The organism is Pseudomonas frederiksbergensis, assembly GCF_017114915.1.
GTDB classification, from domain to species: domain Bacteria; phylum Pseudomonadota; class Gammaproteobacteria; order Pseudomonadales; family Pseudomonadaceae; genus Aquipseudomonas; species Aquipseudomonas frederiksbergensis_I.
In genome coordinates, this window is the sequence record NZ_JAAUOE010000030.1 from 43,345 (window position 1) to 65,051 (window position 21,707).

Below are 21,707 nucleotides of genomic sequence, written 5' to 3' on the forward strand. Positions count from 1 at the left end.
TCACTCTTTTGATTTTATTGGCGTGGTTAAAGGCTATAACGGCACGCCAACGTAAAACTGTAGGAGCCCGGCTTGCCGGCGAAGGCGATTTCGAGGACGCCTTCGCCGGCAAGCCGGGCTCCTACGGGAGAGAAATCAGAGAACCATCGCCGCCACCCAGCCAAACGCCAGCAACGGCAGGTTGTAGTGCAGGAAAGTTGGAACCACGGTGTCCCAGATGTGGTGATGCTGGCCGTCGATGTTCAGACCGGAGGTCGGGCCCAGGGTCGAGTCCGACGCTGGGGAACCGGCATCGCCCAGTGCGCCAGCGGTGCCGACAATGCAAACGATCGCGATCGGGCTGAAGCCCAGTTGCACGCACAACGGCACGAAAATCACCGCCAGAATCGGTACGGTGGAAAACGACGAGCCGATGCCCATGGTCACCAACAGGCCCACCAGCAACATCAGCAACGCGCCGATGGCTTTGCTGTGACCGATCCACGAGGCCGAGGTTTCGACCAGCGTTTGCACTTGCCCGGTGGCCTTGATCACTTCGCCAAACCCGGACGCGGCGATCATGATGAAGCCGATCATCGCCATCATCTTCATGCCTTCGGTGAACAGGTCATCGGTGTCGCGCCATTTGACGATGCCCGACGCCGAGAAAATCAGGAAGCCCGCCAGCGCCCCGATAATCATCGAGTCCAGCAGCAGCTGAATAATGAACGCGGCGGCAATGGCCAGGCCGGCGACCATCAGGCTCAACGGGTTGTACTGCACCGCGACCTGCTCGACCTGTTCGATTTTCTCCAGGTCGTAAACGCGCTTCTTGCGATAGCTGATGAACGCTGCCGCCAGGCCAAACACCATGCCCAGCGCCGGAATGCCCATGGCGTGGGTGACGTTGATGCCGCTGATGTCCACGCCACTGCGGGCGACGTTGGCCAACAGGATTTCATTGAGAAAGATGTTGCCGAAGCCCACGGGCAAGAACATGTACGGCGTGATCAGACCGAAGGTAATGACGCAGGCGATCAATCGACGGTCCAGTTGCAGCTTGGTCAGCACATATAACAGTGGCGGCACCAGCAACGGGATAAAAGCGATATGAATCGGCAAAATGTTCTGCGAGGCGATGGCCACCACCCACAGCAAACCGATCAGCAGCCATTTGACATGGCCGCCGCCGTTGGCGTGCTGGCGATCGACCATGGCCAGGGCTTTGTCGGCCAAGGCATGGGCCAGGCCGGATTTGGCGATGGCCACGGCGAACGCGCCGAGCAAGGCGTAGGACAATGCCACCGTCGCCCCGCCGCCGAGGCCGCTGTTGAAGGCTTTGAGGGTCGCTTCGATGCCCAGACCGCCGGTCAAGCCACCGACCAGCGCGCCCACAATCAGCGCGATTACCACATGCACGCGGGACAGGCTGAGTATCAGCATGACGCCGACCGCGGCAATTACTGCATTAATCATCGTTACCTCAAGGCAAGCGGAATGAGTCCGGCCGGCAGTGCGCATAAGCGCCGCCAGCGGATTAAAGAGAGGGTTTTATTAGAGGGCGCGCACTGTGCCGGAGCGCTGCCGCCTTGTCAAAGCGAACACCTCCCTTTGTAGCAGCTGGCGAAGCCTGCGTTCGGCCGCGTAGCGGTCGTGATTTCAGACGATGCGGTGTTTCAGAAAGAACGCCTACACAGAGATTACGACCGCTTCGCGGCCGAACGCAGCCTTCGGCAGCTGCTACAGATTTGGTCGATTTCTATTTTCTCGCACTAATAAAGAAAGCCGAATCACGGCCGCTACAGTGCAAAGTCTCAGATATTTATCGAATAAAAAGGACGTTCCCATGTCGCTCAGACACCTTTCCATTCAATGGAAAATCACCCTGCTGGCCGGGCTGTGCCTGGCGGGCATCGTGACCCTGCTGGTAGGGCTTTCGCTGTATCGCATGGAGCACAGCTCGGCGCTGGTGAAAGCCTCGAGCATGGAAATGCTCACCGAGGCCGCCCAGGCGCGCATCGAATCCCAGGGCGAGGTCCAAGCGCTGGGAATTCGCCAGCAGTTCATGGACGCCTATCAATATGGCCATGGCTTTTCGCGGCAGGTGCTGTTTTTGCGCGATCAGGCCGAGAAGCGTTTTCTCGATGCCTTCGACCTGCGTGAAGACCTGACCCGGCAGGTCAAGTCCGCCCTGCAGGCCAACCCGGAACTGCTTGGCCTGTCGCTGGTGTTCGAGGCCAATGCGCTGGACGGCAAGGACGATCTGTTCGCCGGCCAGGCGGAAGTGGGTAGCAACGACAAGGGCCGTTTCGCCCTGTACTGGTCGCAACCGACACCGGGTAAGGTGACCTCCATGGCCCTGCCCGAAAGCGACATGGCCGACACCAGCACCGGCCCCAGCGGCGAGCCGGCCAACGCTTGGTTCACCTGCCCGCGCACCACGCTCAAGCCTTGCGTGATCGAGCCCTACTTCTATGTGATCGACGGCCAGAACGTGTTGATGACCAGCATCGTGTTCCCGCTGATGATCAACGGCAAAGTCATCGCCTCGCTGTCGGTGGACATCAACCTCAACAGCCTGCAAGCGATCAGCCAGAGCGCCAGCAAAAAACTCTATGACGGCCAGACCAGCGTCAGCATCGTCAGCCCGGTCGGTTTGCTGGCCGGCTACAGCGCGGACGCCAGCAAGCTCAGCCAGCGCCTGGACGCGGTGGACACCACCCACGGTGCCGAACTGTTGCGCCGGCTCGCCGCCAGCAGCAAGACCGAGAGCCTGCACAGCCATCAGCAACTGAAAGTGTTGTCGCCGTTCCAGCCGATTCCCGATGGCAAGTCCTGGGGCGTGTTGCTCGACGTGCCGGAGAAGGTCCTGGTCGGCCCCGCCGAAGCGCTGAAAAAACAACTCGACGACAGCAACACCGCCGGCACATTGATCGAGCTGAGCCTGGGCGTATTGGCGGCGCTCATCGGTTTGCTGCTGGTGTGGTTGATGGCGCGCAGTGTGACCCGACCGATCCTCGGCGTGGCCCGCATGCTGGAAGACATTGCCAGCGGCGAAGGCGATCTGACCCGGCGCCTGGCCTACGACAAACAGGACGAACTGGGCCAGTTGGCCGGCTGGTTCAACCGTTTCCTCGACAAGCTGCAACCGATCATCGCCCAAGTGAAACGCTCGGTGCAGGACGCCCGCAGCACCGCGGACCAATCGTCCGCCATCGCCACTCAGACCAGCGCCGGCATGGAACAGCAATACCGCCAGGTCGATCAGGTGGCCACCGCCTCCCATGAAATGAGCGCCACCGCCCAGGACGTCGCCCGCAGCGCCGCGCAGGCGGCACAAGCGGCCCGCGATGCCGATCAGGCGACCCGTCAGGGTTTGACCGTGATCGACCGCACCACCGCCAGCATCGACCACCTCGCCGCCGACATGAGCGCGGCCATGGTGCAGGTCGAAGGCCTGGCGGCGAACAGCGAGAAAATCGGTTCGGTGCTGGAAGTGATTCGCGCCATTGCCGAGCAGACCAACCTGCTGGCGCTCAATGCCGCCATTGAAGCCGCCCGTGCCGGTGAAGCCGGACGCGGTTTTGCCGTCGTGGCCGATGAAGTGCGCAACCTGGCGCAACGCACTCAGGAGTCCGTGGAGGAAACCCGTCAGGTGATCGAGCAGTTGCAGGGCGGTACTCAGGATGTGGTGAGTTCGATGAACAACAGCCATCGCCAGGCTCAGGGCAGTGTCGAACAAGTCGGTCAGGCGGTGACGGCGTTGCGGCAGATCGGCGAGGCAGTGACGGTGATCAGCGACATGAACCTGCAGATCGCCAGCGCTGCCGAAGAGCAGAGCGCGGTGGCCGAAGAGATCAATAACAACGTGGCGACCATTCGGGATGTGACCGAATCATTGTCTGGGCAAGCCAATGAATCGGCGCGGGTGAGTCAGTCGCTTAACAGTCTGGCAAATCAGCAGCAGGGTTTGATGGACCAGTTTCGCGTGTGACCTGACACCTGTAGTGAGGGAGCTTTTGTGGCGAGGGGGCTTGCCCCCGTTCGGCTGCGCAGCAGTCGTAAACCTGCCAGCTCGGTCTGCCTGATTACACCGGAGTGAATGGTTTTGGGGCCGCTGCGCAGCCCAACGGGGGCAAGCCCCCTCGCCACACCTTCAATCCTCCGTTAGCGCTTGGGCAACTCGATCATCACTTTCAGCCCGCCCCACTCGCTTTCCTCCAGCCTCAACACCCCGCCCCACGTGTCGACGATATNCCTTCAATCCTCCGTTAGCGCTTGGGCAACTCGATCATCACTTTCAGCCCGCCCCACTCGCTTTCCTCCAGCCTCAACACCCCGCCCCACGTGTCGACGATATCCCGCACGATCCCCAGCCCCAACCCATGGCCATCGGTCTGTTCATCGAGACGGGTGCCACGGCTGAACACTTGATCGCGCTGGTCTTCGGGAATCCCCGGTCCATCGTCTTCCACGCTCAACTGAAAACCTTCAGCCGTTTCGACCACGCTCAACCGAACCTGCGCATCCGCCCACTTGCAGGCGTTGTCCAGCAGATTGCCCAGCAACTCCAGCAAATCTTCGCGATCCCACGGCAGTTGCAAACCGGTCGGCGCCCGGTAGCTCAGGTCCAGGTGTTCACCGTGAATCATGGTCAACGTGGCCAGCAGCCCAGGCAGCTCGGCATCGCAATCAAACAACGCCCCCGGCAGTGCATCGCCGGACAACCGGGCGCGATTGAGTTCGCGATTGAGTCGCTGCTGAACCTGTTCCAGTTGCGCTTGAATCACCTTGCGCAGCTGCGGATGAGCATCGAGTTTGTCGCTTGAAGCCAGGCTCAACAACACCGCCAGCGGGGTTTTCAAGGCATGGCCGAGGTTGCCCAACGCATTGCGTGAACGCTTGAGGCTGTCTTCGGTGTGGGCCAGCAAATGGTTGATCTGCGCCACCAGTGGCTCCAGTTCAACCGGCACGGCTTCGTCGAGTTGCGAGCGCTGGCCCTGCTGCAATTGGGCGATCTGCTCGCGGGCTTTTTCCAGCGGGCGCAAGGCGCGGCGCACGGTGATGCGTTGCAACAGCAATATCAGCAACAGCCCTGCCAGCCCCAACCCGAGGCCGACCTGTTGCATGCGCTTGAAGCTCTCGCGCACCGGGGTGTAATCCTGGGCGACGCTGATGGAAATCGCCTGGCCCAAGCGCCGGTAGTCCGAACGCAACACCAGCAACTGCTGCCCTTCCGGCCCCAACTGCAGGTTGCTATGCAGGCCTGGTTGTTCGAGTCGCGGCAGGTCTTGATCCCATAACGAGCGGGAACGCCAATGGTTGTCGGCAAAGTCGATACGAAAATAGTGCCCGGAAAACGGCCGTTGATAGGCCGGCGACAGATGCCGCTCATCCAGCTGCAACCCCTGCGGGCCGCGCACCAGCGCCACCAGCAGGCTTTCGCTGTCATTGCGCAATCCGGCTTCGAGGTAGCGCTGCAAACCCATTTCGAACAGCCACAGGCTGGTTTGCGCCAGCACCAGGCCGACGATCACCATCACGCTGATCAGGCCCAGGCTCAAACGGCGCTGGATCGACCTCACTGCGCTTGCCCACCGAACAGGTAACCCTGGCCGCGACGGGTTTCGATCACGCTGCGGCCGAGCTTGCGCCGCAGGTGGTTGACGTGGACTTCGAGCACGTTGGAATCGCGCTCGGTTTCACCGTCGTAGAGGTGTTCGGCGAGATGGCTTTTGGAGAGGATCTGTTCGGGGTGCAGCATGAAATAACGCAGCAGGCGGAATTCGGCGGCGGTGAGCTGGATGTCGGTACCGTCGCGGGTCACGCACTGACGACCTTCATCCAGATGCAAACCCGCTGCCTCGAGCGTCGGCTGATTGGCCTGGCCATGGGAGCGGCGCAACAACGCCTGAATGCGCAGGTGCAGTTCTTCCGGATGGAAGGGTTTGCTCAGGTAATCGTCGGCGCCGGCCTTGAGGCCTTCGATCCGCTCGGCCCAGGAATCCCGCGCCGTGAGGATCAGCACGGGCGTGGCCAGGCCACCGGCCCGCCACTGCGCCAGCACCTCGAGCCCCGACAAACCTGGCAGGCCGAGGTCGAGGATGATCAGGTCATAAGGCTCGCTGCTGCCCTGGTACACCGCATCGCGGCCGTCGGCCAGCCAGTCCACGGCGTAACCCTGCCGATTGAGGCCGGCCATCAATTCGTCGGCCAGCGGCACGTGGTCTTCCACCAGGAGCAAACGCATCGGTCAGTCTTCCTTGTCTTTGAGTAAATGGCCGGTGGTGGCGTCGAGATCCAGCTCGCGCACCACGCCTTCGGTGGTCAGCAGTTCGACTTCATAAACATAGACGTCGTGTTTTTCTTCAAGCTCGGCTTCCAGCAGCTTGGCCCCGGGGTAACGGTCCAGCGCTTGCTTCAACAGTTGCTCCAGCGGCAGGATCACCCCTTGCTGGCGCAGGCGCAGGGCCTCGTCCTGATCCAGGTCGCGGGCCACCGCCATCGAGCAAAAAGCCAGTAGCACCAGTGCCAGGCGGCTGCTGGTGCGCCGATTTAAAAAAAACACCTTCATTACGTATCCTGATGATCCTTGAGAACCTGCCCGCCGACAGCGTCCAATTCCAGGTCCCACTCAATGCCCTGCGGGTCGCGCAGCTCCACCTGATAGATGTACTTGCCGTACTCTTCTTCAAGCTCGGTTTCGGTGACGATCGAGCCGGGGTGTCTGGCCAATGCCGTGGCGTTGAGTTTCTCGAAAGACACAATGGTACCAGCGTCGCGCAATCTCAGGGCTTCGTCGGGGCCCAGGTCGCGGGCATGGGTGGTGCTGGCGGTCAGGCTGATGAGGGATGCGGCGAACAGGGCAGTCAGGATTTTCATGGGGGTGGTTCCGTATCTTTTATGTGTTGCCTACACAGCGACCTTAGCGATTCGAACTTAATTGAAACTGAATTGCCATCATCAGGAATGGCAACGCGACATCATCCCCTCTGCATTGATCGGGGACAATCGCGGGTGCTTATAATCTCCACTCGCCAGACATCGAGCCCGGTATGACCGCTATCCACATCAAGTTCCCTGCCCTGACCCTCAAGGCCGGCTCGCGTGCCATGGCGCGCATCCGTGCCAACGGCTTGAGCGCCGCCGACGTGGGCACGCTGCCGGGTGCCGCCGGTGGCCCGAAAGCGCTGGGGATTCAAGGTCTGGACCTGGCGCTGTTCGGCGAGTGGTTGCCGGCGGCGCCCCGGGAGCGTTCGCTGATCGGCGCCTCGGTGGGCTCCTGGCGGTTCGCCAGCGCCTGCCTGCCGGATGCCGCCGAAGGCATCCGCCGCCTCGGTCAGCTGTACACCGAGCAGAACTTCGCCAAGGGCGTGACCATGGCGCAGATCAGCCAGAGCTCCCGGCGCATGCTCGATGATTTGCTCGACGGCCGCGATGCCTCGATTCTGGATAACGCCCACTACCGCCTGAACATCATGGTGGTCAAAAGCCACGGCCTGCTGGCGGACGATCATCGTGGTCGACTGGGGCTGGGCCTGTCGTCGGTGATCGCCGACAACCTGCGCGGGCGCGCACGGCTGTCACGGCATTTCGAGCGACTGATCCTCCACGACCCGCGCCTGGCGCCACCGGTCAATGCGCTGAATGACTTCCCGTCGCGCTTCGTTGCGCTGAATGCCGGCAACCTGCGCCAGGCCTTGCTCGCCTCGGGTTCGATCCCGATGGTCATGCAAGGCGTGCGCGACTTGCCGGGCGCAGGCGCAGGGACGTTCCGCGATGGCGGTCTGCTGGACTATCACCTCGACCTGCCCTACAGCGGCCACGACATCGTGCTGTATCCGCACTTCACCGACCGGGTGATCCCCGGCTGGTTCGACAAGACGTTGCCATGGCGACGCGCCTGTCCTGAGCGCTTGCAGGACGTTCTGCTGCTGGCGCCGTCGAAGGAATACCTGGCGCGCCTGCCCTACGGCAAACTACCGGACCGTAACGATTTCAAGCGCTTCATGGGCGACGCCCCGAGCCGGCAGAAATACTGGCGCACAACGATGGATGAAAGCCGTCGCCTGGGAGATGAGTTTCTTGAACTGGCTGCCAACGGTCGCCTTGGCGAACGCTTGCTGACCCTTTAGTCAGGACAAACTGTTAAACTCGCCACCTGCCCACATCGCCGCGGCGATCGCCACCTGACAGAGCTGAACATCACTGTGGAAATCTTCAAAGAATTTACCTTCGAGTCCGCCCACCGCCTGCCCCATGTACCGGACGGCCACAAGTGCGGTCGCCTGCACGGTCACTCGTTCAAAGTGGCGATTCACCTGAGCGGCGACCTCGATCCGCACACGGGCTGGATCCGCGATTTCTCGGAAATCAAGGAGATCTTCAAGCCGCTCTACGAACGCCTGGACCATAACTACCTGAACGACATTCCCGGCCTGGAAAACCCGACCAGCGAAGTGTTGGCCAAGTGGATCTGGAATGAATTGAAGCCATTGTTGCCGGAACTCAGCGCGATCCGCATCCACGAGACCTGCACCAGCGGTTGCATCTATCGCGGCGAGTAAACCGTCCCACAAGGGAACAACGTTTCGTCAGTGAATAAAGAAACAGCCTTCAATGGCTGTTTTTTTATGCTTATGCTTTTTGGCTCGCACACGCCAAGAGGACGCACCCATGACTGACTGGCCGCTGGCTCAGACCTTTCGCTTCAACGGGCACTCCGTTCGCTACGCCGTACGTGGCGACGGCCCGCCGCTGGTGTTCGTGCATGGCACGCCCTTCTCTTCCTATGTGTGGCACCGGATTGCGCCGCACTTCATCACCACGCACCGGGTGCACTATTTCGATTTACTGGGTTACGGGCAATCCGCACAGCCGGACGGCGATGTCTCTCTGGGCGTGCAAAACCAACTGTTGACGCAATTGCTGGACCATTGGGGCCTGGAACGACCAGACGTGGTGGCCCACGATTTCGGCGGCGCCACCGCGTTGCGCGCGCATCTGCTCAATGGCAAGGATTACCGCAGCCTGACGCTGATCGATCCGGTGGCACTGTCACCCTGGGGGTCGCCGTTCGTGCAGCATGTACGTGGGCACGAAGCAGCGTTCAGCGGGCTGCCCGATTACATTCAGCGGGCGATCGTACCAGCCTACATTCGTGGGGCGATCAAGCGCGAGATTCCCGAGCAGGAACTGGCGCCTTACGTGCAGCCCTGGCTGGGGGATTCGGGGCAAGCGGCGTTCTACCGGCAGATAGCACAGATGGATGAATGCTATACCCGCGAGATCGAAGCGCTGTACCCGACAATTCGCTGCCCGGTGCAGATTCTTTGGGGGGAAGACGATCAGTGGATCCCCATCGAGCGCGGGCGGGCGTTGCATCAAATGATTGCCGGATCGCAGTTTCACGCCATTGCCAATGCCGGGCACCTGGTTCAGGAGGATGCGCCGGAGGCGATCATGGCGGCGATATTGCGGTTTTTGCCGCAACACGAATCGCCCTGAAGAAACCGAATCCGTTGTAGGAGCAGGCTTGCCCGCGAAAGCGGTGTAACAGTCGACATTTTCGTTGAATCTTAAGCAGCCTTCGCGGGCAAGCCCGCTCCTACAGGTTCAGCGTGATCCCTGTGGGAGCGGGCTTGCCCGCGATGAGGCCTGCACCGTCAGCGAAAATTCAGAGCCGATCCGTCCATTGCACCACCGGCATCTGCCGCTTCATCAACACCTTGCCCCCGCGAACCGAATACAGCGGCAGACCCTGACTGCGGATCACCTCGTAATCACTGTCCGCCGACAGAATCAGCAGATTCGCCGGCCGCCCCTGTTCCAGCCCATAGCGATCGCCCAGGTTCATGGCCTTGGCACTGTTGTCGGTCACCAGGTCCAGCGCACTCTGCAAGTTGCGATAACCGAGCATGTGGCAGATGTGCAAACCGGCCTCGAGCACCCGCAGGATGTTGCCGTTGCCCAACGGATACCACGGGTCGACGATCGAGTCCTGGCCGAAGCACACGTTCATACCCGCGTCGAGCAACTCGTTGACCCGGGTCACGCCACGGCGTTTCGGGAAGTTATCGAAGCGGCCTTGCAGATGAATGCTTTCGGTGGGGCAGGAAACAAAGCTGATCCCCGAATGTCCGAGCAGCCGAAAGAGTTTGGCGCAGTAGGCGTTGTCGTAGGAGCCCATGGCCGTGGTGTGGCTGGCGGTGACGCGTGAGCCCATGTCGCGGCTGCGGGCCTCTTCGGCCAGCACTTCCAGAAAGCGCGAGTGCGGGTCGTCGGTTTCGTCGCAATGCACGTCCACCAGACAGCCCGTGCGCTCGGCCAGGTCCATGAGGAACTTCACCGAGCTCACGCCCTGATCCCGGGTGTACTCGAAATGTGGAATGCCCCCGACCACATCGGCGCCCAGGCGGATCGCTTCTTCCATCAGTTCCCGCCCGTTGCGGTACGACTCGATGCCTTCCTGGGGGAACGCGACGATTTGCAGGTCGATCAGGTGGCGGCTTTGCTCGCGGACTTCGAGCATTGCCTTGAGCGCCGTCAGTTCCGGGTCGGTGACATCGACGTGGGTGCGTACGTGCTGGATACCGTGGGCGGCGAGGGTCTGGATGGTTTTTTTTGCGCGGGTCTTGGTGTCTTCCTGGGTGATGGTGGCCTTGCGCTCGCCCCAGCGTTCGATGCCCTCGAACAGCGTGCCGCTCATGTTCCAGCGCGGCTCGCCGGCGGTCAGGGTGGCGTCGAGGTGAATGTGCGGCTCGACGAAGGGCGGCACCACCAGATTGCCGCCGGCGTCCAGGTCATCAGGTCCCAGGGACGGAGCTTCGGTTTGCCGGGCGATGCTGTGGATCAGGCCGTTTTCCAGGTGCAGTTCATGCAGGCCTTCTTGGTTGCGCAGGCGGGCGTTGATGATGTGCATCAGGCGAATCCTTTTATAGATCTTCTAGGGGTGCGTCGGCGGTACGGGCACCCAGTACGCCGGTCAATAGCACATACGTTAGCGCGGCCGCGGCAATCCCTACCAGCGGCGCGACCCACGGCGAGTTGAAGGCGGCGACCGTGCCGACTGCGTAAGCGCTCAGCCCCGGCCAGTTGAACGCGGGTAACTGCGTGTCGGCCAGGCGTGGGTAGCGGCCTCGATAGCGGAAGAAAAAGTCGGCCATGATCACCCCGCCAATCGGCGGAATCACCGTGCCCAGCAGAATCAGGTAAGGCACCAGCATGTCGTACATGCCCAGCAGCGCCAGTAGTGTGCCGATCACCGCGCCGGCCAGGGTCACGGTTTTGCGCCGGCCGGTGCGCAGCAGGTTGCAGCCGGCGACGGCGAAGTTGTAGATGGTGTTGTCCTGGGTGCTCCAGATATTGAGCAGCAGCATTGCCATCGCGGCCATGGCGAAGCCTTGCAGCAACAGCACTTCGACCACGTCCGGTTGCTGGTAGACGATGGCGCCGTAAGCACCGATCAGCACCATCAGACCGTTGCCGACGAAGAAGCCGATCAGGCTCGCCAGCACCGCAACCCGGGCCGACCGGGAGAAACGTGTCCAGTTGGTCGCCTGGGTCGCGCCACTGACGAAGGTGCCGAACACCAGGGTAATCGCGGTCGACCAATCCAGGGTTCCTGTCGGCGCCACCGCGAGCAAGCCCTCGAACCCGCCGACCTTCACCGTCGCGACCCACATCGACAGCATCAGCAGCAACATCATGGCTGGCACGGCGATGTACGACAGAATCTCCAGCCCGCGATAGCCGATGTACGCCGTGGCGCAAAAAACCAGGCCGAACAGCACCATCAGCCCCAAAACGGTGCCTTCGCTCAATTCGAAATATTTGCCGAGTACGACGGCGGCGGTCGCGGTGCCCCAGGCATACCAGCCGATCTGGGTGAAGCCGAGAATCAGGTCGCTGAGCTTGCTGCCCACTTCACCGAAGCAGAAACGTCCCATCAGTACCGAGTTCAGGCCGCTTTTGAACGCGATGTAACCCAGCCCGGCAGCGTAAATCCCCAGCAGCAGATTGCCGACGATGATCACCGCCAGCATCTGGCCGAAACTGAACGCCACCCCGAGCTTGCCGCCGGCAAACATGGTTGCCGTGAAGAAGGTAAAACCCAGCAGCACCATGGCCGTGGAGGCGAGCCCCTTGCGGGCATGCATCGGCACTTCGCTGAGGGGGTAATCATTGCCCGGATCGTTCTGCGTCATGTGGCATTCCTTGCGAGATGGAGGACGCGCAGGGTGCTGCAGTGCTCGTGCCAATGCGCGAGGGTGCTGTTATTTATAGCCGAGCAGGCGGATTTGGCCTGGGGGAAGGGGCACGAAAGCCGTGCAGTTGACGGGACACCGCCCCTTGTAGGAGCGGGCTTGCTCGCGATGGCGATTTTGAACTCAACCCATCAACAGCGCCGTACCAAACAAGCTGACTCGACTCAATTCGCCCTCCAGCTCCTCCAGCAGAATCGGCGCCGTGCCGCCGGGCATGACCACCTTCACTTCCCCGGCCGCCACCCAACCCACCCGCCACGCCGCGCACGCCACCGCACTGGCGCTGGTGCCCGACGACGCGGTCGGCCCTTCGCCACGCTCGAACACCCGCGCAACGATCCGTCCTTCGGACTCAAGCATCGCCCATTGCAGGTTCACGCCTGCCGCACACGGCTGCCCGGCCCCGGTTGGCGGGGCGTAAGCGATGCGGGTCAATCCTCCAGACAACCCCGGCTCGCACATCTGCGCATGACTCGGCAACACATCGCCGCCAGTCACCAACGTCACGCAATGGGGATTACCGATGCGCACGAACTGGCTGCGGTTCCAGGCAGGATCGAGCGCCGACAACGGCCGCACATGGCTGACATCACGCCCGTGCAACGTCGCGGGTTCAACCCCTTGCGCACTCACCGCTTCAGGGCCGAACGAAGGGCTTCCCAAGTCCAGCCAGAACCCTTGCACGCCATCGATTTCGGCAGGTTTGACCGATGTCTCCACCGGCGAAACCGCATCGCTCTTGTCGTGATGAACCCTGAGCAGGCAGGCCTCGTCCCCAGGCATCAGCCCTTGTTCACTCAGGGCCTGGGAAAAAATCGTCAGGCCATTGCCGCTGCGCTCGGCCAGAGTGCCGTCGGTGTTGACGATCAGCAGGTCAAAGGGTGGCGATGCCTGGAACGGGCCGATCAGCAGACCATCGCTACGGTGGGCCTTGCTACCCGCCGGACGCTGGCCGTCGGGCCAGTCGCAGCAGGCCGCCACCGCTGCGCCGCTCCACGATTGCCGTGAAACCGCACACTCGGCGGCGCTGGCCGGCAAGTCGATCCCCGCCTCACGCAACGCCTCGGGCGAAATCACACCGTACACGTTGCCCCGTGCATCATAGAACCGCACCATGAACCCCGCCCCTTCCTCTGCCTGATCGATGGGCGTCACTTTAAAGCTTCGACGACCGAACGGTCAGCGATTTAATCGCCAGCCTCGCGATACGGCACCAGCCTGTGCAAGGATGTGCGCCTGAACCGGATGACCTGCCCCCGCGATCGAACCTCGACGCGGTATCAGTGTCCTTCGGGGACGCGACGTTTTTTACCAAGGATCGACATGACCAGCCTCAACGCCCAAGACACGTTCATTCCCGGACGCCTGGAACAGATGTCCACGCGCATCGCCTTCTTCATCGCCGGGCTCGGCATCGCCGCGTGGGCGCCACTGGTGCCCTACGCCAAGGCCCGAGCCGGACTCGATGAAGGCACGCTGGGCCTGCTGTTGTTGTGTCTGGGCGTGGGGTCGATTCTGGCGATGCCGCTGGCGGGCATTCTGGCCACCCGTTTCGGCTGTCGCCGGGTAGCGACCGGCGGCACGCTGTTGATCTGTGCAGCGCTGCCGTTGCTGGCGACGGTGTCGTCGATTCCGGCGCTGATTGCCACATTGTTCATGTTCGGGGCCGGGCTCGGCACGGTGGATTCGACGGTGAACCTGCAAGCGGTGATCGTCGAGCGGGCCAGCGGCAAGCACATGATGTCGGGGTTTCACGGCCTGTTCAGCCTCGGCGGAATCGTCGGCGCGGCTGGAGTCAGCGCCCTGCTCGGCCTCGGGCTGTCGCCGTTGGGTGCGATGCTGGTGGTGGTGGCGATGCTGATCGCGGCCATGTTCAAGGCCGCGCCGCACATGCTGCCTTATGGCAGCGAAAGCTCGGGCCCTGCATTCGCGGTGCCGCACGGTATCGTGCTGTTCATCGGCGGGATGTGCTTCATCGTGTTCCTCACCGAAGGCGCGGCGCTGGACTGGAGCGCGGTGTTCCTGGCGCAGGAGCGCGGGATCGACACCGCGTATGCCGGGTTGGGTTATGCGGCGTTTGCGCTGACCATGACGCTCGGGCGCTTGACCGGCGACAGGATTGTTAGGTGTCTTGGTTATACGCGAGTGATTGTGTTCGGTGGGCTGACGGCCGCGGCTGGCCTGGCGCTGGCGACGTTCGCACCGGCGTGGGAAGCCGCGCTGGTGGGTTATGCGTTGCTGGGGGCTGGCTGCTCGAACATTGTGCCGGTGCTGTACACCGCCGTCGGCAAACAGACCGTCATGCCGGAAAGCATCGCCGTGCCGGCCATTACCACGCTGGGTTATGCGGGGATTCTGGCGGGACCTGCGGTGATCGGTTTTGTCGCCCATGGCAGCAATTTGAGTTTTGCCTTTGGGTTGATGGCGGTGTTGCTGGTGGCCGTGGCCATCGGCGGAAAGGTGTTGAAGGTTTAAAAGCATCGCGGGCAAGCCCGCGATGAAGTTAACTCAATCGATCAGAACCCGACGCTGGCCTGCACAAAGAACGTACGCGGCGCTCCGACGTACATCCCGGCGTTGTTGTCGCTGGAGCGGGTGAAGTACTGCTTGTCGAAGATGTTCTTCACCCCCGCCCCGACTTTCAGGTTCGACAGTTGCGAGCCGAAGTCATAGCCACCGCGCACGTTCCAGGTGACGTAACCCGGGATGTCGCCGTACTGACCGTCCGCGCTGCCTTCGGTGATGTAGTTGCCGCTGAAACTGCCGTCAGCGTTCACCGCAACGCCTGGCGAGCGCTGTTTGGACTGGGCAAAGGCATCGAGGTTGTAGGTCCAGCGGTTGATGTCGTAACGCAGGCCGGCGGTCGCCACCTGACGCGAGTAGAACGGCAGGTCACGGCCTTTGAAGCCTGGAATCTCGCCTTCATAAACGGCGCGGGTGTAGGTGAAACCGGCGTTGGCGGTCAGGCCGTCGAGCCGTGGATCGAGCGCCGCCATGTCGTAGTGCACCGAGGCTTCGAGCCCCCGGTGGGTGGTCGCGCCGAGGTTGGTCCAGCCCACATCGTTGCTGATGTATTGCAGCTCTTCGTCGAAGTCGATGTAAAACAGCGTCACTTCCCCGCCCCACACATCATCGTTGTAGCGCGTGCCGATCTCGTAGGTCTTGGCCTTTTCCGGGTTCAAGCCGTTGGCGGTGTTGTCACCCGAACCACCCTGGCCGAGCTGGAAATATTGCAGGCTGCCGAACGAGGTTTCGTAGTTGGCGAACAGCTTCCAGGCATCGGACAGTTGATACATCACGCTCAAGGCCGGCAGCGGTTCATTGCTGTCGATGCTGCGGCGTTTTTCCTGCACAGGTTTGCCGGCGGTGTCGAGCACCGGTCTGTCGTGCCATTGGGTGCTGATGCTTTCGAACCGGATGCCGGGGGTCACGGTCCAGTTGCCGACGTCGATCTTGTCATCGATGTAAACGGCGTGGGCTTCGGTGCCGCCGGTGCGGTCCTGGAACACATGGCCATCGGAGGTCTTGGTGACCACCGGCTGATTGTTCACCAGCGCCAGACGGCTCGACTCTTCGTGCATGCCTTCTTTGAGGTAGCGATAACCGACGCTGGCTTCCTGCGTGGTCGGGCCCAGATCAAACACATGGGACACCCGCGGCTCGATGCCGAAGGTGTAATAAGTGCGCGGATAGGAACTGAGGGTTCTCTGATCACGAGCCGCGATGGTGCTGCCGCGGAAGCTGTCGGAATAATAGGTCAGCACTTCGGCCTGGGTCCGGTCGTCGATCTGCCGCGCCCACTTAAAGGATACGTCCTTGCGACGGCCGCTGAAGTTGTCATGGTCGCGGTCGGACTGGAACGGATCGGCATCGTACTGCTGCTGCGTCAGGCCGCCGGGCATGTCGGCGCTGGCGTCGTAATAATGGAAATTGAGGCTGAAATCGTCCTGCTCGGTAGGCGCCCAATGAGTCTTGAGGATCACGTCGTCGATGTCGTTGCCGTTGTTGCTTTTGCGATAACCGTTGCCGTTTACCCCGGAATACAACAGCGCTACGCCCATGCCGTTATCGGCGGTGCCGCCGAGAAACGCGGTGTCGATGTGTTTCCAGCCACCGCGCTGGGTGGTTTCCAGGGTGGTGCCGATTTCGCCGGTGGCTTTCTCCGGAATCGCGCGGGTGACGAAGTTGATCACGCCACCGACGTTCTGCGGCCCATATCGCACGGAACCGGCGCCACGCACCACGTCGATGCTGTCGAGGTTGCCGGAGGAAATCGGCGCCATCGACAGCTGCGGCTGGCCGTAAGGGGCGAAGGCAGCCGGCACGCCATCGATCAGCACGGTGGAGCGTGGCGACAGGCGCGAGGTCAGGCCGCGCACGCCGACGTTGAGGGAAATGTCGCTGCCGCCGGTGCCGTTGGCGTCCTGCACTTGCACGCCGGGAATACGCTTCAACACGTCGCCGACATTCATAGCACCCTGCTCGACCATGGCTTCGCGGCGGACCACCGTGCGCGCGCCAGGATGATTTTGCACCACGGCGGCATCGGCATCACCGAGCCAGTCGCCGACCACTTTGATGTCGGTCACGCCCAGTTCCAGCGGGCCATTTGAGGCGGAAGTCGGGGCCGGCATCAGCGTGACCGAACCTTCATCGATCTGATATTGCAGACCGCTGCCTTGCAGCAATTGGCGCAGGGCCTGTTCCGGTGAAAGGTTGCCGTCGACGGCCGGAGCCTGTTTGCCCGCCACCAGTTCCGGGCTGAAAAAAACCTGCAGCGAGGTTTGCTGACCCAGTTGACTCAAGGCCTGACCCAGTGGCTGCGCCTGGATATGAATGACATCGGCGGCGAATGCCTGGGGCAGCGCCGAGCTGACCGCCAGGGCCAGAGCCAAGGGCAGCCAGGATGTTTTGTTGTTTTTAGCGGTGGTTTTTTTCACGTCGAACGTTGTCCTGTGGATCGCAAGAGTGTGCGTCTGTTAATGCAAACCAGTTGCAGTTGGACAAGAAGACGAAGAACTCGAAAAAAACCTGAATCTATCGTGAAATTATTTCCTGACTGCCGTCATCGAGGGTGCGGATGGCCACCGGCAGAATGTTCGGCAAAGCCTTGAGCAGCGCATCGGTGTTGTCGGATTTGAACACGCTGGTCAGGCGCAGGTTGCCCACTTTGGCGCTGCCGACCGTTAGCGGTTTTTCCCGATAGCGCGACACTTCCTCGGCCACTTCGCTGAGGCTGGCGTTGTTGAACACCAATTTGCCGCTGCGCCATGCGGTCAGTTCTGCAGGATTGACCGCATAGGCAGCGGCCACTTTGCCCTGGGCATTGATGCGAGTACCGAGGCCGGCGGTGAGGCTGACGAAATCGTCGCCATCCCCTTGAACCTTGACCGTGCCCTGCTCCACCGCGACCCGGGTTTCGGCGCTGTCGCGGCGCACGTCGAACCGGGTGCCGGTGACCGTGACCTTGCCGCTGCCCGCCTCGACCACAAATGGCCGGCTGCTGTCGTGCTCGACGCTGAACATCGCCTCGCCTTGCGTCAACTCGATGCTGCGCCGGCCCTTCTCATAGCGCACCTGCACCCGGCTGCGGCTGTTCAGATCGATCACCGAACCGTCCGGCAACGCCACATGCTTACGCTCGCCAAGGGCTGTGGAATATTCAGCCGTGTAGTTCGCCGGATGATTCAAACCACTGAACAACCCCAGGCCGAGCGCCACCGCCAACACGCTGGCGGCCACCGCATAACGCGCCAGCGGACGACGTTTGCTGCGGACCGGCGGCGTTTCACACAAGGCGTACAGACGCTTGGCCGGCAGCAGATCGGCTGCCCTCCACAAGCTCTGGAGCCGTTGATATTCGTTGCGATGCTGAGGGTGCTCGTCCAGCCAGATCTCGAAGAGGCGCTGCTCCTGGGCGCCGACCGCAGGTTCCTGCAAACGCACAAACCACCGCGCCGCGTCGTCGCGAACCGTTGTTTGCCCGCACGCACAGTCACGAGTATCCATCATGGAAAGTCCTGTTTGGCTGGGGATGAGAAGGCTGCGATCTTGTCCGGGCCGCGGCCAATCATGGTTGTAACCCGTCCAGGCGATCACGCAGATGCCGCAGGGTGCGGATCATATACTTTTCCACCATGTTCCTGGACAGCCCCAGGCGTTCGGCGATTTCGGCCTGGGTCAGGCCTTCGATCTTCTGCCAGACGAACACCTTGCGGCAGTTGACCGGCAACTCGGTGAGCGCCCGTTCGATGGAATCGGCCAACTGGATCGCATGCATGAAATGCTCCGGGTCGCCGGACGACGACACACTGTGATCGATCGCCTCCGACTCCATGGCGCCCCGCCGATCCTCACGCCGATAACCGTCCACCGCAATGTTGCGCGCGGTCTGGTGCAAATACGCCCGGGGTTGCTGCACCGCCGCCGAATCGGACTCGAGCACCCGCACGAAGGTGTCATGGGCCAGGTCCTCGGCCTGCTGACGGTTTCTCAGGCGACGGGTCCAGGAGCCGATCAACTCTTCGTAATGCTCGAAAAAGCCGGGTCTGCGGGGCAGCTTGGGGGTCATTGCGGTGTGCTGTGGCGAGGAGGCGTAAATAGTAATGCTTCCTATTAAGACCGGCAAATCATTCCTCAGAGTCGAAACGTCCGGCACCAGACGACCGGTAGCAGAAACCCATTGCCACCAAATATTACCTACGTCATATTACACGCATAATAAAGCACCGCTTTTCACAGGTAGAGATCCATGACCAGCATGCCCAGCCTTGAACCCGACCTTGCTGTTGCGGTGAACACACCCAAACCTCCCCTGCTCAAACGGCTGGTCCTGCTGACGACGGCCATCGCAGCCCTGGTGTTTATCGGGCTGTACGCGACTCATTGGTGGACTGCCGGGCGTTTCATCGAAGAGACCGACGATGCCTACATTGGTGGCGACGTCACGGTGATCGGGCCGAAGGTCGCCGGCTATATCGAAGAAGTGCTGGTGACCGACAACCAGAAGGTCAAGGCCGGCGATGTGCTGATCCGGCTCGACGCACGTGACTATCGCGCCAACCTGGCCAAGGCCGAAGGCAAGGTGAGCGCCGAGGAAGCCTTGCTCGCCAACCTCGACGCCACCGAACAACTGCAGCACGCGGTGATCGGCCAGGCCCGCGCCGGCATCGATGCCGCCGGCGCCGAAACCGCGCGCTCGCGGGACGACAATGCCCGCTACAAACGCCTGGTGAACAGCAATGCCGTCTCGGTGGAAAGCGCGCAGCGGGCCGATGCCACCTTCAAGACGGCCCAGGCGCAGAGTGCCCGGGCCCAGGCCGAACTGCTGGCCGCGCAACGCCAATTGAACGTGATCGAAACCCAGAAACAACAAGCCCGCGCCGCATTGATACAGGCGCGGGCCGAGCGTGATCTGGCGCAGTTGAACGTCGGTTACACCGAGTTGAAAGCCCCCGTCGACGGCGTAATCGGCAATCGCCGGGCACGGGCCGGCGCATACGCCCAGGCCGGTTCGCAACTGTTGTCGGTGGTGCCGGCCAGTGGGTTGTGGGTCGATGCCAACTTCAAGGAGGACCAGCTATCGCGGATGACCCCGGGCCAGCGCGTGATCATTCATGCGGACGTGCTCAAGGGCCGTGAATTCCACGGTCATCTGGACAGCCTCGCGCCGGCCAGTGGTTCGCAGTTCAGCGTATTGCCACCGGAAAACGCCACCGGCAACTTCACCAAAATCGTCCAGCGGGTACCGGTGCGGATCCTGCTCGACCCGGCTGACGGTGTACTCGGTCATCTGCGTCCAGGGTTGTCGGTGACGGCCGAAGTGGACACTCGCGCCAAGCCTGAAACCCCGACCGTGGCCAGCGCACCATGAGCCGCGCCCTCGCCGCCCCCGCGCAGCCGTTCAATGCCGCCAACATGGCAACGGCAACCAAGGTGTTTGCCTTCGCCACAATGTGCATCGGCATGTTCATTGCGCTGCTGGACATCCAGATCGTCTCAGCCTCGCTGCGTGACATCGGCGGCGGGCTCTCGGCTGGCACCGACGAAACCGCATGGGTGCAGACCAGCTACCTGATCGCCGAAATCATCGTGATTCCGCTGTCGGGCTGGTTGTCCCGGGTGTTCTCGACCCGTTGGCTGTTCTGCGCCTCGGCGGTGGGCTTCACCCTGGCCAGCCTGCTCTGCGGCGCGGCCTGGAACATTCAAAGCATGATCGCTTTCCGTGCCCTGCAAGGGTTTCTTGGTGGCTCGATGATCCCGCTGGTGTTCACTACCGCGTTCTTTTTCTTCACCGGCAAGCAACGGGTGATCGCCGCTGCAACCATCGGCGCCGTGGCCTCGCTGGCACCGACGCTGGGGCCGGTGATCGGCGGCTGGATCACCGACATTTCGTCCTGGCACTGGTTGTTCTACATCAACCTGGCGCCGGGGATTTTCGTCGCGGTGGCGGTGCCGATGCTGGTGAAAATCGACCAGCCGGAACTGTCACTGCTCAAGGGCGCCGACTACCTGAGCATGCTGTTCCTGGCGGTGTTTCTCGGCTGCCTGGAATACACCCTCGAAGAAGGTCCGCGCTGGAACTGGTTCAGCGACAGCACGATTCTGACCACCGCGTGGATCAGTGGCCTGGCCGGCCTGGCCTTCATCGGTCGGACCCTGCACGTGGCCAATCCGATCGTCGACCTGCGCGCCTTGAAGGACCGCAACTTCGCCCTCGGCTGCTTCTTTTCGTTCGTCACCGGAATCGGCCTGTTCGCGACGATTTACCTGACGCCGCTATTTCTCGGCCGGGTGCGCGGCTACGGTGCGCTGGACATTGGCCTGGCGGTTTTTTCCACCGGGGTGTTCCAGATTCTGACCATTCCGTTGTATGCCTTTCTGGCCAACCGCATCGACCTGCGCTGGGTCATGATGACCGGCCTTGGGCTGTTCGCCTTGTCGATGTGGGATTTCAGCCCGATCACCCACGACTGGGGGGCTAAAGAGTTGATGCTGCCGCAAGCCTTGCGCGGGATTGCGCAACAACTGGCGGTGCCGCCCGCGGTGACCCTCACCCTCGGCGGGTTGGCGCCGGCGCGGCTTAAACATGCTTCGGGGTTGTTCAACCTGATGCGCAACCTCGGCGGCGCGATGGGGATCGCCGCGTGCGCGACCATCCTCAATGACCGCACCAACCTGCACTTCACCCGATTGGCGGAAAACCTCAACAGCACCAACGAGGCCCTGAATCAGTGGCTGTCCCAGGTCGGCAATAACTTTGCCGCCCTCGGCCAGAGCGGCGACCTGGGCGTCACCGCCAGCCTGCGTCAACTGTGGCTGCTGACCTACCGCGAAGCGCAAACGCAAACCTATGGCGACGCGTTCCTGATGATCATGGTCTGCTTCATCCTCGCCACGGCGATGGTGCCCTTGATGCGCAAGGTGCAACCACCGGCCGCGCCGTCAGCTGATGCTCATTGA

18 protein-coding genes and 1 pseudogene are annotated in these 21,707 nt (G+C 62.0%); 8 read left to right on the forward strand and 11 right to left on the reverse strand.

Annotated elements, in window-relative coordinates:
• Positions 1-135: 135 nt before the first annotated feature.
• Entirely contained in the window at positions 136-1,452 is a 1,317-nt protein-coding gene (locus HCU66_RS19810; protein WP_205890113.1) for a Na+/H+ antiporter NhaC family protein, read from the reverse strand.
• A gap of 1,516 nt (positions 1,453-2,968) precedes the next feature.
• On the opposite strand from HCU66_RS19810, the pseudogene HCU66_RS27560 reads away from it, so the two are divergent.
• A pseudogene (locus HCU66_RS27560) lies at positions 2,969-3,115 on the forward strand (HAMP domain-containing protein); the annotation flags it as partial.
• A gap of 102 nt (positions 3,116-3,217) precedes the next feature.
• Complete coding sequence (locus HCU66_RS27565) at positions 3,218-3,973, forward strand: methyl-accepting chemotaxis protein (RefSeq protein WP_420908065.1); 756 nt, start codon at positions 3,218-3,220, stop codon at positions 3,971-3,973.
• Positions 3,974-4,250: 277 nt separating this feature from the next.
• Here HCU66_RS27565 and HCU66_RS19820 read toward each other — a convergent pair whose 3' ends face one another.
• The 4 genes from HCU66_RS19820 to HCU66_RS19835 are packed head-to-tail and all read right to left on the reverse strand — an operon-like array spanning position 4,251 to position 6,861.
• Positions 4,251-5,564, reverse strand: a complete 1,314-nt coding sequence (locus tag HCU66_RS19820) for an ATP-binding protein (RefSeq protein WP_205890081.1) — start codon at positions 5,562-5,564, stop codon at positions 4,251-4,253.
• A complete protein-coding gene (locus tag HCU66_RS19825) occupies positions 5,561-6,229 on the reverse strand; it encodes a response regulator transcription factor (RefSeq protein WP_205890083.1) in 669 nt (222 codons plus the stop codon). The genes HCU66_RS19820 and HCU66_RS19825 overlap by 4 nt, the downstream gene beginning before the upstream one ends.
• Before the next feature lie 3 nt (positions 6,230-6,232).
• Entirely contained in the window at positions 6,233-6,553 is a 321-nt protein-coding gene (locus tag HCU66_RS19830; protein ID WP_205890085.1) for a PepSY domain-containing protein, read from the reverse strand.
• Positions 6,553-6,861, reverse strand: a complete 309-nt coding sequence (locus tag HCU66_RS19835) for a PepSY domain-containing protein (protein WP_205890088.1) — start codon at positions 6,859-6,861, stop codon at positions 6,553-6,555. Before HCU66_RS19835 ends, HCU66_RS19830 begins: the two co-directional genes overlap by 1 nt.
• Positions 6,862-7,034: 173 nt before the next feature.
• On the opposite strand from HCU66_RS19835, the gene HCU66_RS19840 reads away from it, so the two are divergent.
• The 3 genes from HCU66_RS19840 to HCU66_RS19850 all read left to right on the forward strand — a co-directional run bounded on the left by HCU66_RS19840 (position 7,035) and on the right by HCU66_RS19850 (position 9,486).
• A complete protein-coding gene (locus HCU66_RS19840) occupies positions 7,035-8,114 on the forward strand; it encodes a patatin-like phospholipase domain-containing protein (protein WP_205890091.1) in 1,080 nt (359 codons plus the stop codon).
• A 75-nt stretch (positions 8,115-8,189) separates the two neighbouring features.
• Positions 8,190-8,546: a 6-carboxytetrahydropterin synthase QueD gene (queD, locus tag HCU66_RS19845; RefSeq protein ID WP_007933061.1), complete on the forward strand. Its 357-nt coding sequence runs from the start codon at positions 8,190-8,192 to the stop codon at positions 8,544-8,546.
• A gap of 109 nt (positions 8,547-8,655) precedes the next feature.
• Entirely contained in the window at positions 8,656-9,486 is an 831-nt protein-coding gene (locus HCU66_RS19850; protein ID WP_205890093.1) for an alpha/beta fold hydrolase, read from the forward strand.
• 169 nt (positions 9,487-9,655) lie between these two features.
• On the opposite strand, the gene codA is transcribed toward HCU66_RS19850, so the two are convergent.
• The 3 genes from codA to HCU66_RS19865 form a co-directional block, all read right to left on the reverse strand.
• Positions 9,656-10,900, reverse strand: coding sequence for a cytosine deaminase (codA, locus tag HCU66_RS19855; RefSeq protein WP_205890095.1), 1,245 nt, complete (start codon positions 10,898-10,900; stop codon positions 9,656-9,658).
• 13 nt (positions 10,901-10,913) lie between these two features.
• Positions 10,914-12,185: a cytosine permease gene (codB, locus tag HCU66_RS19860; RefSeq protein ID WP_205890097.1), complete on the reverse strand. Its 1,272-nt coding sequence runs from the start codon at positions 12,183-12,185 to the stop codon at positions 10,914-10,916.
• Positions 12,186-12,368: 183 nt separating this feature from the next.
• Positions 12,369-13,361, reverse strand: coding sequence for a diaminopimelate epimerase (locus HCU66_RS19865; protein WP_205890099.1), 993 nt, complete (start codon positions 13,359-13,361; stop codon positions 12,369-12,371).
• Positions 13,362-13,568: 207 nt separating this feature from the next.
• On the opposite strand from HCU66_RS19865, the gene HCU66_RS19870 reads away from it, so the two are divergent.
• Complete coding sequence (locus HCU66_RS19870) at positions 13,569-14,720, forward strand: MFS transporter (protein WP_205890101.1); 1,152 nt, start codon at positions 13,569-13,571, stop codon at positions 14,718-14,720.
• Positions 14,721-14,761: 41 nt separating this feature from the next.
• On the opposite strand, the gene HCU66_RS19875 is transcribed toward HCU66_RS19870, so the two are convergent.
• The 3 genes from HCU66_RS19875 to HCU66_RS19885 all read right to left on the reverse strand — a co-directional run bounded on the left by HCU66_RS19875 (position 14,762) and on the right by HCU66_RS19885 (position 18,816).
• Positions 14,762-17,185, reverse strand: coding sequence for a TonB-dependent siderophore receptor (locus HCU66_RS19875; RefSeq protein ID WP_205890103.1), 2,424 nt, complete (start codon positions 17,183-17,185; stop codon positions 14,762-14,764).
• A gap of 97 nt (positions 17,186-17,282) precedes the next feature.
• Positions 17,283-18,257, reverse strand: a complete 975-nt coding sequence (locus HCU66_RS19880) for a FecR family protein (protein ID WP_205890105.1) — start codon at positions 18,255-18,257, stop codon at positions 17,283-17,285.
• A 58-nt stretch (positions 18,258-18,315) separates the two neighbouring features.
• Positions 18,316-18,816 (reverse strand): sigma-70 family RNA polymerase sigma factor, encoded by a 501-nt coding sequence (locus HCU66_RS19885; protein ID WP_205890107.1) that lies wholly within the window; start codon positions 18,814-18,816, stop codon positions 18,316-18,318.
• A gap of 180 nt (positions 18,817-18,996) precedes the next feature.
• On the opposite strand from HCU66_RS19885, the gene HCU66_RS19890 reads away from it, so the two are divergent.
• Together HCU66_RS19890 and HCU66_RS19895 are read left to right on the forward strand one after the other, a co-directional pair.
• On the forward strand, positions 18,997-20,118 hold the full coding sequence (locus HCU66_RS19890) for an HlyD family secretion protein (RefSeq protein ID WP_205890109.1): 1,122 nt from the start codon (positions 18,997-18,999) through the stop codon (positions 20,116-20,118).
• Complete coding sequence (locus HCU66_RS19895) at positions 20,115-21,707, forward strand: DHA2 family efflux MFS transporter permease subunit (protein WP_205890111.1); 1,593 nt, start codon at positions 20,115-20,117, stop codon at positions 21,705-21,707. Before HCU66_RS19890 ends, HCU66_RS19895 begins: the two co-directional genes overlap by 4 nt.

Coding starts and splice junctions, on each gene's coding strand:
- HCU66_RS27565 (WP_420908065.1), top strand. CDS start 3,218: ATGGAACAGCAATACCGCCAGGTCGATCAGGTGGCCACCGCCTCCCAT.
- HCU66_RS19825 (WP_205890083.1), bottom strand. CDS start 6,229: ATGCGTTTGCTCCTGGTGGAAGACCACGTGCCGCTGGCCGACGAATTG.
- HCU66_RS19830 (WP_205890085.1), bottom strand. CDS start 6,553: ATGAAGGTGTTTTTTTTAAATCGGCGCACCAGCAGCCGCCTGGCACTG.
- HCU66_RS19835 (WP_205890088.1), bottom strand. CDS start 6,861: ATGAAAATCCTGACTGCCCTGTTCGCCGCATCCCTCATCAGCCTGACC.
- HCU66_RS19840 (WP_205890091.1), top strand. CDS start 7,035: ATGACCGCTATCCACATCAAGTTCCCTGCCCTGACCCTCAAGGCCGGC.
- HCU66_RS19850 (WP_205890093.1), top strand. CDS start 8,656: ATGACTGACTGGCCGCTGGCTCAGACCTTTCGCTTCAACGGGCACTCC.
- codA (WP_205890095.1), bottom strand. CDS start 10,900: ATGCACATCATCAACGCCCGCCTGCGCAACCAAGAAGGCCTGCATGAA.
- codB (WP_205890097.1), bottom strand. CDS start 12,185: ATGACGCAGAACGATCCGGGCAATGATTACCCCCTCAGCGAAGTGCCG.
- HCU66_RS19865 (WP_205890099.1), bottom strand. CDS start 13,361: ATGGTGCGGTTCTATGATGCACGGGGCAACGTGTACGGTGTGATTTCG.
- HCU66_RS19870 (WP_205890101.1), top strand. CDS start 13,569: ATGACCAGCCTCAACGCCCAAGACACGTTCATTCCCGGACGCCTGGAA.
- HCU66_RS19880 (WP_205890105.1), bottom strand. CDS start 18,257: ATGATGGATACTCGTGACTGTGCGTGCGGGCAAACAACGGTTCGCGAC.
- HCU66_RS19885 (WP_205890107.1), bottom strand. CDS start 18,816: ATGACCCCCAAGCTGCCCCGCAGACCCGGCTTTTTCGAGCATTACGAA.
- HCU66_RS19890 (WP_205890109.1), top strand. CDS start 18,997: ATGACCAGCATGCCCAGCCTTGAACCCGACCTTGCTGTTGCGGTGAAC.
- HCU66_RS19895 (WP_205890111.1), top strand. CDS start 20,115: ATGAGCCGCGCCCTCGCCGCCCCCGCGCAGCCGTTCAATGCCGCCAAC.